Here is a 15,303-nt window from a genome sequence, read left to right as displayed (position 1 = left end):
TAGCGGTTCTGCTATTAGTAAATAGCAATTCTTGCGAAGCGCATTAGGTTGTAAAGAACTTATCTCCTTATGGAATAAATAATGAAGGGTACATTCAAATTTGTATTAAGTTTTGTACTTTCATATTAGAAAATCAAGTAATTATGTCTATCAAGAGCTCCTTTTTTGGAATTTGTTGTTTGGTTTGCTTTAGTGTGTCTGCACAACAATCGAAGATAGATAGCTTAGAAATTGTTATAGCAAAAAATAATAGTGATTTAGAAACCGTAAATGCAATAAACCTTATCGCCGTCGAGTGGATTAGAAAGGATGTAAATAAAGCTAAAACATATTTATGGCGGGCTAAAACAATTATAAAGACGTTCCCCAATGATGAAGCGTTAAGCAGTACCTATTCAAATTTGGTAAGTCTGTATAAAAATACTGCTCAATTGGATAGTTCTGAATTTTACCTGAACCGACTAAGAGTTCTTTCAGAAAATCCAAAGTATAGGGTTAATTCTAAAATACAAGCGAACTACGCATCCACGGCCGGATTGTATTATAAAAAGAGTGGAAAATATAAAGAAGCCTTAGTCTTTTTTAAAAGATCTTACGACGTAGCTATTGCCAAGGGTGATCTTCTCTCTGCCTCCGGGCAGGCAATTAATATTGGAAATTGTTATTTGGGGATGTCCGATTATAATGAGGGTCTCAAATATTACATTATTGCATTAAACGGATTTGAGAAACTTGATAATAAGGCGGGGCAGTCCTTTTGTTTTAATAATATCTCGGAATGTTATACCGAATTAAAACGATATAGTGAAGCACTTGTCTATCTCAACAAATCGATTAAACTTAAGAAAGAACTTGGTGATAAGCGAGGTTTAGCTAATGCAGAACAGAATTTGGGAAATGTGTATAAGGGACTTAAAGAGTATGACAAAGCACTAGCTCATTATAACACGGCACTTACTATAAATACTGAAATGGAAGTGTTTACCGAAGTTACTGACAACTATTTTGCAATAGGACAATTGTACGCCGAAATGGGGCGATCACAAGAGGCAATTTCAAATCTTGAAAAAAGCAAAGCAGTTGCAATAAAAATTGATGATAGCGTTCAGATTATTTCTGCCGAGCTTGAAATATTGGCCATCAAAAAAAGTAGCGAACAACAAATTGTATCCGAAAATGATGCTATCCTCAATCTTAAATCATTACAGGAAGCGGGGAGAAAAAATCAAGAAGCAGCAGGATATAAAAATATGGCCGAATATTACACTAATCGCAAGCAATACGATAAAGCTCTGGAATACACAAACTTATATCACGCCCTAACCGACAGCATTAAAAACTATGCAATTCAAGCGCAGTTTAAAAGCATTGAGGAACAGTACAACAAAACAAATAATGAAAAACAAATTGAATTGCTTCAAAAAGATAAGCTACTAATCGATGAGAAATTAAAACAACAGCGATTTCTTGTGATTTTATCGGGGGTGATATTTCTTTTTACCGGAATTGGTATTTGGATGTTTATTAATAGAAATAAATTACGCCAAAAAATGAAAGAGGTGGAACTGCGAAATCAAATAGCGGCCGATTTACATGATGAAGTAGGCAGTTCTCTCAGCAGTATTTTTATGTTAAGCAAAATGGCAGCGAATACTACTCCCAAAAATCAGCAAACTATTCTATCTAAAGTAAGTGACAACGCACATGAGACCATGGATAAAATGAATGATATTGTTTGGATGCTAAAGCCTTCCGAAAATTATGGAATTGGATTAAAAGAACGAATGGAGCGGTTTATGCATGACCTTTGCACAATTCGTAATATTTATTATTCATTTCAAGCGAATGAATTAGGGAATCTCAGACTTACCCCTACACAAAGTAAAAACGTCTATTTAATTTTTAAAGAAGCTGTTAATAATGCCATTAAGTATTCTAATACAAAATCGCTCGACGTTACAATAGAAATTACAAACAAAAAGCTAAACATGGTTATTTGTGATGAAGGATCCGGTTTCGATTTAAAAACTATTGAAAAAGGAAATGGACTAAACAATATGACTAGCAGGGCAATCGAATTGCAAGGAAAATTATTGATAGATACATCACCCCACATGGGTACCCGAGTAGCATTAAGTTTTCCGATGGGTTAAGAATCTCGAGTCCCCCACATTGGGTATTTTATATTTTAAAAAGAAGGAATACTATTGTAGTTAATTCAAGATTGACTTATGAACGTATGCATTTTTGAAGACAACAAGCACTTACGCGAAAGCCTTCAACTACTATTAGAGACTACTGAAGGTTTTGATTGTGTGGGCGCTTTTGCAAATTGCAATCAACTCGTAGAGAGATTAGAGGAAATAGATTGTGATATCTGCTTAATGGACATTCAGATGCCCGGTATCTCGGGTATTGACGCCACAAAAATTATAAAAGAACACTTTCCTCAAATTCACGTATTGATTCAGACTGTATTTTCAGATGACGATTCCATTTTCCGAGCCATTTGCGCCGGTGCTTCAGGATATATTTTAAAGTCAAGCGATCCTTTGCAATATATAGAGGCGCTTAAAGATGCTGAGAGTGGCGGTGCTCCCATGTCTCCAACTATTGCGCGCCGAATGTTGCAACTCTTTAAATTGAATTTTCTTCCCTTTTCACAAATTGAATACAATCTAACCGATAAAGAAAAAATGGTTTTACAGCAATTAACACTTGGTAAAAGTTATAAAATGATTGCAGACGAGTTGACGGTTTCAATAGAAACGGTTAAAACTCATATGAAAAACATCTACACCAAATTACATGTACATTCCAGTACCGAAGCCGTAGCTAAAGCTATTCAGGAAAAATTGGTTTAAACAGATGTATTTGTTGTCACCTCCATCTTAGCATTACAATTTCTTCCCCTATTTTCGGTATTGCGCTGTTGTATAATATGTTACAATTTTACCACATTAGAAAACTGTTTATTAACCAAACATAAAACGGTTTTTTCATGAAACTCTCCAAATTAATTAGATGCATTAATTATTAATAATCTAATACTTACTATCATGGCAAAAAAACTTTTAAGTCAATCGGTAAAAGTTGGCACTCTTCGAAAACAAAAAACTGAAAAGGATGCTAAAAATGTAGCACAAAAATCCAAAACAGTAGCAAAAAAGGTTATCGCTAAGAAACCGGCTATTTCAGTTTCAAAAGCATCGAATCTTTCGAAATTGGGCATTTCTAAAAAGGTTCGTCCGGCAGTGAAATTTAATTTTTCCATTCCCAAAAAAACCATCCTGCAAAGTACAACCGTAGGTTTACGCGGAGGCGGGCAAATTAAAATGGAATATGCTCGAAAATTGAATGACTTTGGCAAAATTGTTCCTATCTCCGGAACCGCTAAAAAGGAAGCAACTTCAAATTGGACCTGTCAAATTCAACAATGGGACGCCGAAATTGTAAATAAAGATACCGCTATTTTAAATCCGCAATTCACTAAAATTTATGTAGGTGGCGTTTACGATTTTAAAAGTATTGCAAATGGGGAATACAACACAGTCCCTTTTGCGCGTAAACCCATTACAATTGTATCCGATAATAATCATGCCAAAAAGGCTCAGGTATTAATTAATGATCCTTCTTCGGGCAATGTACAAGCCGGGGTGTTGGAATTAATAGGTGGCGCCAAGCCGGGAGGTTCAAGAACCGTAGGGACTAAATTCGAAATGCTCTCGGAAGAAGACTTTTTTATGAGAACCGGAGGTAGTGGATATTATTTAGGATTCGGCGGAAGTCATAATTTCAGTTTTACCGATGAAAAAAAATCGCATAAATATGTGGTAGAAATTTTTCAAGCATACTACACTATTTTTGTGGATAGCTCTGTACATGAGCCTAGTGATTTCTTTTTTCTGAAAGGAGAATCTAACAATCCTAAAGCGATCGATAAGAGTGAAATAGATCCAAATTGGGTGTATGTAGACAGTATTACCTATGGCCGAATGCTTTATATCGTCTATGAGTCCGATTATTCACTTTCAGCACATGGTATTGATGTCGATGCGTATGCTAATTTCGGATTTGCAGGAGGAGAAGCTTCATTGAATGAAAAGCAAAAAAGTATTCTTAAAACTACCAAGGTCACTGTAGGTGCTATAGGAGGTAATCCTATATACTCAAGTCTTTTGGTGAATGCAGGCTCTTTTAAAGAACTTCAAAAAAGGATAGACGACTATTTTAAGCAAACCAACGATGAGGTTAAAATAGCCTTTACATTGGCAACATTGGATCAGGCAACTGTAGGCACAAGGATGATAACTAAGTATACCTCCAGACAATGTGCTCCAAGAGCTTCTAAATATCGAATAGTTTGGGATATGGTAGTTAATTCAGTAAATGATGATGCGGGAAGCGCTTCCGAAATAAAAGCATTCGTACGGATAATTGCCTTTGACGGTAAAGGAAAATCTATTATGGACGTTAACAAAAAGAATAAAGCAATTGCCAATTGGGAAAATATACCCAAGGCACTTCGATCTACAGTACCAAAACCTTGGACATTTACGGAAGGAAGTTCTCAAAACCCTCTGGAATTAAAAGAAGGAGAGCCATGGAGTGTCAATAAACAGATCGACTTTAATGTACCGTTAAATGATCCAAATGCAAAAATAGGTATTCGTGTGGATGTTGTGGAATTTGATGATTTTGACGATGATAATTTTCAGGATAACCTGTGGGAGAGCAAAATTAATGATCTCTCCGACCTAACTTCGGTTAATTTAGTTTCACGACATGAAGGCAGTAGGGTTACGTTTATGTTTCGGGTAATCCCAATATTTGAAGGATAGTAATTTTTAATTTCCTTAGAAAGGTATAAGAGCCGATTATTTGGGGATAACCGGCTTTTATATTTTTTTGAGCACTACTATGCATATCTCTTATGAACGATTTTGCTGGTTGAATTATTTGTAAGAATTTTATTCGGAATTAATAACTTTTCAATCCGGAATTGATCAAAAGCACTAACAACTAACAAAGAAAGAATGATACTAATTTATATCGTTATCTTACTTCTGGCTTCTTTGCCAACCTTCATTACGCTGTTTCGGATTAATAAATATCGTAGTATCAGAAGAAATGGCATCAATACAAAGGCCAGAATTACACAGATTAGCATGCAAAACTTCTTCAGGGGACAACACTTACTCAAACTAAGCCTGGAATATAAAGATTACAAAAGCGGACTATTGGTATATGGAGAGGCAATTTCAGCAAACAGTAAACATCAGGTAGGTGATTTGGTAGATATCGCCTATAAGCCGAATACATCCAAAATCTATATTAAGGGAGAAGAAAAAAACTACCGCCCAATGCTGGTGTTTGCGATTATCCTCTTAATTTTTATGGTTTTTGCTGTCTATAAAATTGATGAGATGGTAATCAATGGTTATGTATAACCAAGTAACATTTGCTCTGTCTCACTAGCAATTTCTCTGTATTTGTTATTCAAAATAATTTCTCTCCCCCGTTTTCGGTATTGTATTATTAGTGAGATGATTGCAACTTTGTTTCAGTATTTACCGAGACTTAACCTACTTTTTAAATATTACGATTATGAAAAAGATACTAAGTATTTTAGGTTTTTGTATTCTATACAGTGTAAGTTTTTCTCAAGTAGGGATAGGCACCGTTACACCGGATGCTTCTTCAGTTTTGGATATTTCGGCATCGAATAAAGGAATTTTAATGCCGCAAGTTTCTCTGGGAGATGTAGCAGATACAATGATCGACGGTACAAATACAGCAGCCACAGGTTTACTAATTTATAATACTAATGCCACCACCACGGGGGGCAGTGGGGTTGGATTTTATTATTTTAACGGTACAACATGGGAACGTCTTAGTACTTCTCTTACGGCTACAGACGACATTGATTGGTATGAGGAAGGGACAACAGTTGCGCCTAATAATATCACCGATGATATGTACACAATGGGAAATGTTGCCATAGGGAAAAACACTGCAGATTGGTCTTTGGACGTATTATCCACCGATGGGGGACGAGGTGTTTCCGTATTGATTGATGGAGCTGCAAATGTGGCTAGCTATGGATTGATGTCAGAAATCACTAATACCGGCGATGGTGACCAAAGAGGAATGAATGCTGTGCTTAGTGGATCAGGAAATGGTACTCATACCGGATCCTATGTCACATTAAATGGCAATGGAAGTGGTGAAACAAGAGGTTTTGTAGCTTCCATAGGAGGAAATGCCACTGGAATTCAAAGAGGAACTTATACTAATAATGCCAATACGGGAGATGGGGATCATTTTGGCGGATTGAATGTCCTTAGTGGCAACGGTGCAGGAAATCGGTATGGGCTCTACAATTGGCTAACCGGAAATGGAGACGGGACACAGGCGGGAATATACAATGTGCTATCAGGAACCGGTACCACGGTCCATTATGGAGTAAGAAGTGACCTAATCGGAGCCGGAGATGCACCACAAGTGGGAAGTAGAAATATTATTACAAATACCGGTTTGGGAACGCATTGGGGAGTATACAATTCGTTAGGAGGCACTGGAGACGGAGTGCAATATGGAACGCAAAATTTTATTTCCAACACGGGTAATGGGAATCATTATGGCGATGACAATACCTTTTCAGGTAGTGGCTCGGGCTACCATACCGGAATGATAAATAGATTTTCGAATGGAAGCGGTAATTTAACAGGTGCCTGGAATGAGTTTACAGGAACCGTGGGAGATGGAAATCAATTAGGAGTATTCAATAGTTATTTTGCGGGCGGAAATGGAATCTTGGCAGGTTCTTATACCGATATACGAAATACTGTAAATGGGACGGGGGCTCAATACGGTGTGTATTTCTCCAATGCTAGTCCCGGAGGCGGCAGTCATTACGGTGTGTCAAATAGACTTTCAGGAACCGGAGTGGGAACGCAATACGGACTTGAAAACATAATAAGCAACTCCGGTGACGGGATTCATTTGGGGGTAGATAACACCTTTTCAGGATCAGGAGCCGGTTATCATACCGGAATGATAAATCGATTTTCCAATGGAAGCGGTAACTTAACGGGTGCATGGAATGAATTTTCGGGCAGTATTGGTAATGGAAATCAATTGGGGGCATTCAATATTTATTTTGCCGGAGGAAATGGAACCTTAGCAGGAGCTTATACAGATATTAGAAATAGCGTAACTGGGACAGGACCTCAATATGGTTCTTATTCGATAAATGCCAGTCCCGGAGCTGGAAACCATTTTGGAATATCAAATAGATTATTGGGTACAGGTACAGGAATACAATATGGCGTTGAAAATATTATTTCCAATTCAGCCAATAACAGTCATTGGGGTGTACATAATACATTTTCAGGAACCGGTTCGGGGTCGCATACAGGAATGTATAGCAACTTTGCCGAAGGTACAGGTAATTTAACCGGAGCATGGAACGAATTTTCAGGAAATATAGGCAATGGAAACCAAATAGGAGCTTATAACAATTATTTGATTGGAGGCAATGGAGTTTTAGCCGGGGTTTATTCTATAATTCAAGGTACCGTAAATGGAACAGGGCCACAATATGGGTCTTATTTAACCAATGATAGTCCCGGAGGAGGAATTCACTATGGAACCTATAACTCTTTGGCTGGTGCTGGCAATGGAGCCCATTATGGTACTTATAACTCATTAACTGGAAGCGGTTCGGGAACGCATACCGGTTATAATGCCTCACTGGTGGGAAGTGGAAGTGGTGAAACACGCGGTTTTGTAGCTTCACTAGGTGGGATTGCGACTGGTGTTCAACAAGGTGTGTATGTTAATATTAACAATAGTGGAAATAGTATTCATCATGGAATTAGAAATATATTGAATGGCTCCGGAACGGGATCCCATTTTGGTGTGCAGAATGACTTGGTGGCAAATGGTAATGGAAGCCAGTATGGTGTTTATAACATTTTAAGCGGTTCTGGAACAGGTTTTAAATCCGGTTGTTATAATCACATTTCTGCCGCTACCGGTGGTGTTCATTACGGAGTGTATTCAAATGTGCAAAAAGCAGGCAGTTTTGCCGGGTTTTTTGTTGGGGATGTTTATACATCCGGAAATATGGGAATTGAAATTGCTCCTAGCTACGATCTACATATTAAACAATCAGTAGTTACTGCTGCCGGAGAAGGGGGCATTGCTTTGGAAAATTCAACAACATCAGATATTTGGAAGATGTACCATTCCGGGGCATTTCTGTCTTTTGCAGAAAATGGAATACGAAGAGCATACATAACTAATGGTTCGGGGGCTTATGTTGCCACATCGGATAGAAGGCTTAAAAAGCATATTATTCCAATAAAAGATGTTCTTTCAAATTTGAGAAAACTCACAGTTTATAATTACTTATATTCAGATCAAAGTGATACTGCAAAAGAAACAATTGGTTTTATGGCACAGGATGTAAAACCGTTATTTCCCGAATTAGTTGAAACAGATGAAAATGGTTATTTAGGCTTAAATTATTCAGGATTTGGGATTATTGCCGTAAAAGCTATACAAGAACAACAACAACAAATTGAAGACTTGCAAGCTAAATTGGAGTCACAACAAAGAGAAATTGATGCTATTAAAGCCCTTTTACAAAGACAATAATTAGTTTTTTACAGCTTCTAAAATACCTAATTGGATCATACAGTCATGCATCATTTCGTAAGTACGCTCAATATCGTTGTCCAATCCTATAGAGAAACGTATCAAGCCGTCGGTAAGCCCCATCTCTGCCTGTTCTTCTTCAGGTATTTCTGAAGAAGTTGAGGTGCCAGGAGCACTGAACAAGGTTTTGTAAAACCCTAAACTCACAGCCAGATAGCCCAGGTTTTGTTTTTGCATCAGTTCCATCAGTTCGTTTGCCTTGTCTAAGCTTCCTACATCCAAAGTAAGCATGCCTCCAAAGCCGTATTCTTCGTTCATCATTCGTTTGTACAATTCGTGACCCGGATGCGATTTTAAACCCGGATAGACCGTTTTTAATCCGGCTGCTTCAAACTTTTCGGCGAGATATAAGGCATTGTAACTGTGTTGCTTCATTCGTATATGCAACGTTCGCATATTTTTCAGAATAGAGGCGGCACGTAAACTGTCCATAGAGGCTCCAAGTAACATGCAGGCACCGTCGTTTACATTTCGTAAGGAATCTATTAACTCCTGACTCCCACATACAACACCTCCCATGGTGTCACTGCTTCCGTTGATAAATTTGGTCAAACTATGTAAGACTACATCCGCTCCCAATTTAGCTGGAGATATTGTCAAAGGGGAAAAGGTGTTATCCACCAATAATTGCAAACCATGCTTTTTGGCAATTTTTGCTAATCCTTCAATATCTGCAATCTCCAACAAGGGATTACTTACACACTCACAAAAGATAATCTTGGTTGTTTCGGTAATGGCAGCTTCAACCGCTTCCAGTTTGGTAATATCAACAAAGGAGGTTGCAAGCGCCATTCTGGGCGCAAAATTCTTTAAAAAAGCATAGGTTCCTCCGTAAATTGTACGGCTTGAGATTATATGATCGCCGGCTTCACAGAATTGAAGGATAGCTGGCGTTATTGCGCCCATACCGCTCGCAGTTACATTGGCAGTTTCGGTCCCCTCCATGGCTGCCAGTGCTTCCCCCAAATACAAATTTGAGGGAGTAGTATGACGGGAATATAAATAACAGCCTTCGGCATTTCCTTCAAAGGTATCGAACATGGTTTTTGCCGAAAGAAAAGTATATGTAGAAGAATCTGAAATTGAAGGATTCACGCCTCCAAATTCGCCAAAATATTGTAAGTCCTGAATGTTATCTGCGGGTTTGAATTTCATGGTAAAGGTTTAATGTGTATGGTAAAACTAAGACTATTCAGTTAAAAAATCAATCAGTTTGCTGTTTGACAGAAAATAAAACTATAAAAGCCAAAAAATATAGTTTTAAAGTATCACATAACGGATTAATTAAATATATTTCGGAAAAATATTCAGAATGAAATTAGATGTAATTGATACATTACTACTGAAACATTTGCAAGAGGACTGTAAGCAAACTAACAAAGAGCTTTCTCATAAGCTTAATCTTTCGGTTACCGCGGTATATGAACGTATCAAAAAACTTGAACGAAGTGGAGTCATTAGAAAATATGTAACCCTAGTGGACAGAGAGAAAGTCAATTTGGGTTTTTCTGTTTTTTGTCAGATAAAGCTTGCGCAACATTCCAAAGAATATCTAACCAAATTTGAAGCTGAAGTTATTCAGTTGGATGAGGTACTTGAATGCTTTCATGTGAGTGGGGAGTACGATTATTTATTAAAAGTAATAGTAACCGATATGACACATTTTCGGAACTTTATGGTTACCAAACTCACCACCTTACAGCACATTGGAAGCACCCAAAGTTCGTTTACAATCAGTGAGGTAAAAAACACCACTGCAATGTCACTCTAATAAGTCGATTTTCATATGGAACTCACCTTGTCCAACCGCAAAACATTTGTACTTTTGCAACTTCAAACGCCAAAGTAAAACTGAGGTGTCTTCGTTCAATTTAAAACACATTTTATGAGTACTTATGATGTTGCAATAATAGGTTCAGGTCCGGGAGGATATGTAGCAGCTATTCGCTGTGCACAACTTGGAATGAAAACCGCACTCATTGAAAAATATAATACTTTAGGTGGCACTTGCTTAAATGTAGGTTGTATCCCAAGTAAGGCTCTGTTGGATTCTTCACACCATTATGAGGATGCCATGAAGCATTTTGAAGAACACGGAATTGAAATTCCCGGAGAAGTGAAGCTTAATTTTAAAAAAATGATTGAGCGGAAACAATCGGTTGTAGATCAAACTACAAAAGGGATTGAATTCTTAATGAATAAAAACAAAGTGGATGTTTTTACAGGAACAGGCGCTTTTAAAGACGCAACTCATATTGAGATTACAGGAAAGAAAACCGAAACAATTGAGGCGAAAAATACAATTATTGCCACAGGAAGCAAGCCTTCAACACTCCCTTTTATAAAAATTGACAAGGAACGAATCATTACATCAACCGAGGCTTTAACCCTAAAAGAAGTTCCCAAACATTTAATTGTAATCGGCGGAGGAGTAATTGGATTGGAATTAGGTCAGGTGTATCGCAGACTGGGCGCTGAAGTTTCAGTGGTTGAATATATGGATCGTATTATCCCAACCATGGACAGTGCTCAAAGCAAGGAGCTTACCAAAGTGATGAAAAAGCAAGGCGTTAAGTTTTATCTTTCTCATAAGGTTTCGGCTGTTGCCAGAAAGAAAAATGAAATCACAGTCACAGCAACCGATAAGAAAGATACCGAGGTTACCTTTACGGGAGATTATTGTTTGGTTTCAGTGGGTCGCCGACCTTTTACCGACGGATTGAAAGCTGAAAAAGCAGGAGTGAAAATTACCGAACGCGGAATGATTGATGTAAACGATCATTTACAAACCAATATTAAGAATATCTACGCAATAGGTGATGTTATTCGAGGCGCTATGTTGGCACATAAGGCCGAAGAGGAAGGTGTTTTTGTTGCAGAAACGATTGCCGGTCAGAAACCACATATTGACTATAATTTAATTCCCGGGGTGGTATACACCTGGCCTGAAGTTGCTTCAGTTGGAAAAACCGAAGAACAATTGCAGGAAGCCGGCGTTGCTTACAAAGCAGGTATGTTTCCAATGAGAGCCCTGGGACGTTCCAGAGCCAGTGGGGATACCGATGGCTTTGTAAAAATCTTGGCAGATAAAACCACCGATGAGGTATTGGGAGTACACATGGTAGGAGCAAGGGTAGCCGATTTAATAGCCGAAGCCGTTACTGCTATGGAATTCAGGGCAAGTGCCGAAGACATCGCTCGAATGAGTCATGCACATCCTACTTATGCGGAAGCTGTAAAGGAAGCGGCTTTAGCTGCAACTGCAGACAGAGCGTTGCATATTTAAGTTATATAAATTTTGCATAGAATAAAAAACCATCCGCAAAAACGGATGGCTTTTTTTTGTCACCGGTCAAGACTGCAGGGGGGACCGGTGATACTTCTAATTTATTCTATTACCGTTACTTTCCAACTTCTGTTTACGGGGTCTATTAAACCTGAAGTGATGTTTGACAATCTAATTGTCACTATATTGGCCGAATTCACATAACAACTCCATTGTAAACCCGTTTCGATGGCTCCGGAAGGAGCGCACTCACACACGCTTCCTGTAGTTGCACCCGGGACGGGAAGAGTAAGTTCGCTTGTAACTCCATTTAATATCAATGGAAAGTTTAAAGTTACTGTGTTGGTCAATCCTTTTAGTAGAATTGTTCTTTTGGTGTTTGGTGTAAAGTAAAGGTGTGTTCCATCAAACTCAAAGGCTCCGTTTTCGGGCGTCGTAAGATTGCTGCCTGCCTTGAATTTCATTGGAGCCGAATTCCCGCCGGCAGAACCTGCTTTTAGGTGTAAGACAGCAGTTGGATTATCAATTCCAATGCCAACTTTTCCTGTAGCTTTTATGGTAAGTTCATTACCATTCTGACTTTCGGAAGTATTCCCACTTGCCGTTGTCGAAAGCGTAAATTTTGTAGGAAGGTTTCCGCTACTATGCGATCCATCGGCAAGAGAACTAATTTGAGCTACCTTTCCAGAGGCTCCACCACCGGTCCATACTTTTCCTGTAATTTCACCAATGGGATTATTATTATTTAAGAATGCGCCCGATGCAAATGTTCCATTTTTAGTGTAATAAATTAGATTGGGTGCGTTTGGGGGCGACGCACTCACAACTTGAATATCATTGTCACCGGGGAGTTTAATTTCAAGACTAGCAACAGGATTGTCGGTTCCCATTCCAATTCTTCCGTTGTCAAGGACTACGACCGAAACACCATTAGCATTCGCCTGATTGGCGTATGACAAATCTTTCAATTCACCGTTATAACTATCAAGCCAATCACCACCATAAGGGATCCATTTTTTAGGAGAATTGTCCCAATAGTGAAGTCCTTTTTTTAAGTTTCCAAGCGGAGATGCTAAAAAGATAAGCATTCCATCCTGCTCGGCTCCGGGGTCAACATCGGATAAATCGGTTACTCGGGGAATTAATATTCCATCTGTATTTAAAGGATTTGCCTGACTTGAAGCCTGTATGTCGAGGATACTTCCGGGAGTTGGATTATTAACCCCAACTTGTGCATGACTAATTAAACCGGTAGTAACCGACATTAATATTATCGATAGGAGAGTATGAGTTTTCATAACTAAATTTTTAGGGGCTTGTAGTAGATTTATTCAATAACCGATACTTTCCAACTTTTATTAGCAGGATTAACGGACGCGGTGCTGACGTTGGTTAGTCGAACAGTCACGGTATTGGCGCCACTTACATAGCAACTCCATTGTAAATTTGATTCAATTGAACTATTGGGGGCGCACGAACAAGAACTACCTACGGCTGCTCCTGCAACGGTCATGGTCAATTCGGATGTTCCTCGACTCCCAATATTTGGAAAATCAAGGTTTCCGGTATTTGTTAGCCCCTTCAATAATAATTTTCGTGATGTACCGGGTGTAAAATAAAGATTGGTACCGTCGTATTCTATGGCTCCTGTTTCAGCAGTTGACAGATTTGGTCCTGAAGATAATTTTAAGGGGGCTGTATTAGCTATAGAAGTTCCGGCTTTAATTTCCAGAACAGCAGATGGATTATTTAATCCAATACCCATATTTCCTTTACTGCTAATTACCATTTCGGGATCATATTCGTTAATATTAGTACTTCCGGGTCCGGTAACATTAAATTCTATTTTTGTGGGATAACTCCCTGCGGAATGATTCCCGTCCGACTTAATCTGAATATTGGCAACGTCACCCGATTTTCCCGTACCGGTCCAAACCTTACCGGTGATATATCCAATAGGTTCGTCGTTGTTCATAAATTGTGGGGAGGCGAAGGAGCCATTAGTAGTATAAAATACTAATTGAGGTGCATCCGGGGGCGATGCACTGGAAATTTGAATATCGTTATCTCCGGCCAATTTTAGCTCTAAGCTTTCCTCCAAATTACTTGTTCCCATTCCTATTTGACCCGAATCCAGTATCACAACATCTACACCTCCATCGGAAGCTTGTTGTGCATAGATGAGGTTACTGTTGAAGTCACCACGGGATTGGGGCACATTTCCATCGGACCATTCGCCATTGTATGCAATCCATTTTTTAGGAGTATCGTCCCAATAATGAAATCCTTTTTTGTAAGTTCCGGTTGCAGTAGTTAGAAAAACTAACATACCATCTTGACTGCTTCCCGGATTAACCGAAGGAAAGGCATTGATTCTTGGTATTAAAATTCCGTCTTTATTAGAAGGGGATGCGGGGTTCGATGCCGGGATATCCAACATGCTTTTAGGAGAGGAAGTTCCTATTCCAACTTGTGCAATTGCGGGGGCATATATACACAGTAATACTGCAAAAATTGCATAAGTAATATTTTTCATAAGTAGCGATAATTTGGGGTTATCTTGGGTCAATATTACTTCGGAATTCGATTCCCTCCAAATGTAAACGCCTCAATTTCAAAACTATTCGTTGAGATGAATTCTTTGTTCGACGAACGACACAAAATATGTAGGAATTAACTTTATAATTAAGATAAATTAGTAGGAAAATGCGACAAAACTGATTTGTTTTTAATTGAATATCTTTGAAAAATGAAACAAATCTTAGCCTTTGCAGGAAGTAATAGCAGCACCTCAATTAATCATGAATTTGTATCCTTTGCAGCTTCAAAAATTGACGGTCATAAAGTAAAATTAATACGTTTAACCGATTTTGACATCCCTCTTTTTAGTGAAGATTTAGAGAAAAAGGAAGGATATTCTGTAGCGCTAAGAATGCTCAATAATGAGATTAAAGAGGCAGATGCCTTACTAATTTCTGTAAATGAACACAACCGGAATGTTTCTGCATTTTTCAAAAACATTCTCGATTGGCTTTCACGATTGGAATACAAGTTTTTAGAAGGTAAAAAAGTTTTGCTTATGAGCACTTCTAATGGGGCGAGAGGTGGCATTGCCGCTTTAGAATACAGCAAACTTGTAGTCCCTCGTTTCAACGGGGAAATTGTTGACAGTTTTGCATTTCCTTCTTTTTCTGAAAACTTTTCGGTAGAGAAAAAGGAAATTTCCAATGAGCTATTGTATCTGGGGTTTATGGATGTCCTCCAAAATTTTCTGCATCAAATTGAAAAATAAG

Annotated in this window: 11 protein-coding genes; 8 read left to right on the top strand and 3 right to left on the bottom strand. The window is 38.4% G+C overall.

The genetic code is table 11. The features are described 5' to 3' along the window. Positions 1 to 143 precede the first annotated feature (143 nt). The 5 genes from ATE92_RS13045 (at position 144) to ATE92_RS13025 (ending at position 8,664) form a co-directional block, all read left to right on the top strand. Positions 144 to 2,153 carry a tetratricopeptide repeat protein gene (locus ATE92_RS13045; protein ID WP_100804131.1) on the top strand — a complete coding sequence of 670 codons (2,010 nt, stop codon included), beginning with the start codon at positions 144 to 146 and terminating at the stop codon, positions 2,151 to 2,153. 78 nt (positions 2,154 to 2,231) lie between these two features. Next, positions 2,232 to 2,864, top strand: coding sequence for a response regulator transcription factor (locus ATE92_RS13040; RefSeq protein ID WP_100804130.1), 633 nt, complete (start codon positions 2,232 to 2,234; stop codon positions 2,862 to 2,864). A gap of 195 nt (positions 2,865 to 3,059) precedes the next feature. Continuing rightward, positions 3,060 to 4,841 carry a thiol-activated cytolysin family protein gene (locus ATE92_RS13035; protein ID WP_100804129.1) on the top strand — a complete coding sequence of 594 codons (1,782 nt, stop codon included), beginning with the start codon at positions 3,060 to 3,062 and terminating at the stop codon, positions 4,839 to 4,841. Between the two features lie 195 nt (positions 4,842 to 5,036). Beyond that, positions 5,037 to 5,450, top strand: coding sequence for a hypothetical protein (locus tag ATE92_RS13030; protein WP_157809639.1), 414 nt, complete (start codon positions 5,037 to 5,039; stop codon positions 5,448 to 5,450). A 157-nt stretch (positions 5,451 to 5,607) separates the two neighbouring features. Next, complete coding sequence (locus tag ATE92_RS13025; RefSeq protein ID WP_100804127.1) at positions 5,608 to 8,664, top strand: tail fiber domain-containing protein; 3,057 nt, start codon at positions 5,608 to 5,610, stop codon at positions 8,662 to 8,664. Here the strand turns inward: ATE92_RS13025 and ATE92_RS13020 are convergent, their stop codons facing one another. Continuing rightward, complete coding sequence (locus tag ATE92_RS13020; RefSeq protein WP_100804126.1) at positions 8,665 to 9,879, bottom strand: aminotransferase class I/II-fold pyridoxal phosphate-dependent enzyme; 1,215 nt, start codon at positions 9,877 to 9,879, stop codon at positions 8,665 to 8,667. Between the two features lie 157 nt (positions 9,880 to 10,036). On the opposite strand from ATE92_RS13020, the gene ATE92_RS13015 reads away from it, so the two are divergent. Together ATE92_RS13015 and lpdA are read left to right on the top strand one after the other, a co-directional pair. Beyond that, on the top strand, positions 10,037 to 10,495 hold the full coding sequence (locus tag ATE92_RS13015; protein WP_100804125.1) for an Lrp/AsnC family transcriptional regulator: 459 nt from the start codon (positions 10,037 to 10,039) through the stop codon (positions 10,493 to 10,495). 114 nt (positions 10,496 to 10,609) lie between these two features. Continuing rightward, positions 10,610 to 12,010 (top strand): dihydrolipoyl dehydrogenase, encoded by a 1,401-nt coding sequence (gene lpdA, locus ATE92_RS13010; protein WP_100804124.1) that lies wholly within the window; start codon positions 10,610 to 10,612, stop codon positions 12,008 to 12,010. Between the two features lie 101 nt (positions 12,011 to 12,111). Here the strand turns inward: lpdA and ATE92_RS13005 are convergent, their stop codons facing one another. After that, positions 12,112 to 13,308: a hypothetical protein gene (locus ATE92_RS13005; RefSeq protein WP_157809638.1), complete on the bottom strand. Its 1,197-nt coding sequence runs from the start codon at positions 13,306 to 13,308 to the stop codon at positions 12,112 to 12,114. Between the two features lie 29 nt (positions 13,309 to 13,337). Next, entirely contained in the window at positions 13,338 to 14,546 is a 1,209-nt protein-coding gene (locus tag ATE92_RS13000) for a hypothetical protein (protein ID WP_157809637.1), read from the bottom strand. 213 nt (positions 14,547 to 14,759) lie between these two features. Here ATE92_RS13000 and ATE92_RS12995 point away from each other — a divergent pair, with 213 nt between their 5' ends. Then, the gene (locus ATE92_RS12995; protein WP_100804121.1) at positions 14,760 to 15,302 is read left to right on the top strand and encodes an NADPH-dependent FMN reductase; all 543 of its coding nucleotides are present in this window, start codon (positions 14,760 to 14,762) and stop codon (positions 15,300 to 15,302) included. The last annotated feature ends 1 nt before the right edge of the window (position 15,303 follow it).

The sequence above is a fragment of the Ulvibacter sp. MAR_2010_11 genome, from assembly GCF_002813135.1.
Lineage (GTDB): Bacteria > Bacteroidota > Bacteroidia > Flavobacteriales > Flavobacteriaceae > Altibacter.
Note: the sequence above shows the minus strand (reverse complement) of the source record. Positions and strands in the feature narration are given on the sequence as shown.

Excerpts from the sequence above, each read along its gene's own strand:
- ATE92_RS13045 (WP_100804131.1), top strand. The coding sequence starts at position 144 with ATGTCTATCAAGAGCTCCTTTTTTGGAATTTGTTGTTTGGTTTGCTTT.
- ATE92_RS13040 (WP_100804130.1), top strand. The coding sequence starts at position 2,232 with ATGAACGTATGCATTTTTGAAGACAACAAGCACTTACGCGAAAGCCTT.
- ATE92_RS13035 (WP_100804129.1), top strand. The coding sequence starts at position 3,060 with ATGGCAAAAAAACTTTTAAGTCAATCGGTAAAAGTTGGCACTCTTCGA.
- ATE92_RS13030 (WP_157809639.1), top strand. The coding sequence starts at position 5,037 with ATGATACTAATTTATATCGTTATCTTACTTCTGGCTTCTTTGCCAACC.
- ATE92_RS13025 (WP_100804127.1), top strand. The coding sequence starts at position 5,608 with ATGAAAAAGATACTAAGTATTTTAGGTTTTTGTATTCTATACAGTGTA.
- ATE92_RS13020 (WP_100804126.1), bottom strand. The coding sequence starts at position 9,879 with ATGAAATTCAAACCCGCAGATAACATTCAGGACTTACAATATTTTGGC.
- ATE92_RS13015 (WP_100804125.1), top strand. The coding sequence starts at position 10,037 with ATGAAATTAGATGTAATTGATACATTACTACTGAAACATTTGCAAGAG.
- lpdA (WP_100804124.1), top strand. The coding sequence starts at position 10,610 with ATGAGTACTTATGATGTTGCAATAATAGGTTCAGGTCCGGGAGGATAT.
- ATE92_RS13005 (WP_157809638.1), bottom strand. The coding sequence starts at position 13,308 with ATGAAAACTCATACTCTCCTATCGATAATATTAATGTCGGTTACTACC.
- ATE92_RS13000 (WP_157809637.1), bottom strand. The coding sequence starts at position 14,546 with ATGAAAAATATTACTTATGCAATTTTTGCAGTATTACTGTGTATATAT.
- ATE92_RS12995 (WP_100804121.1), top strand. The coding sequence starts at position 14,760 with ATGAAACAAATCTTAGCCTTTGCAGGAAGTAATAGCAGCACCTCAATT.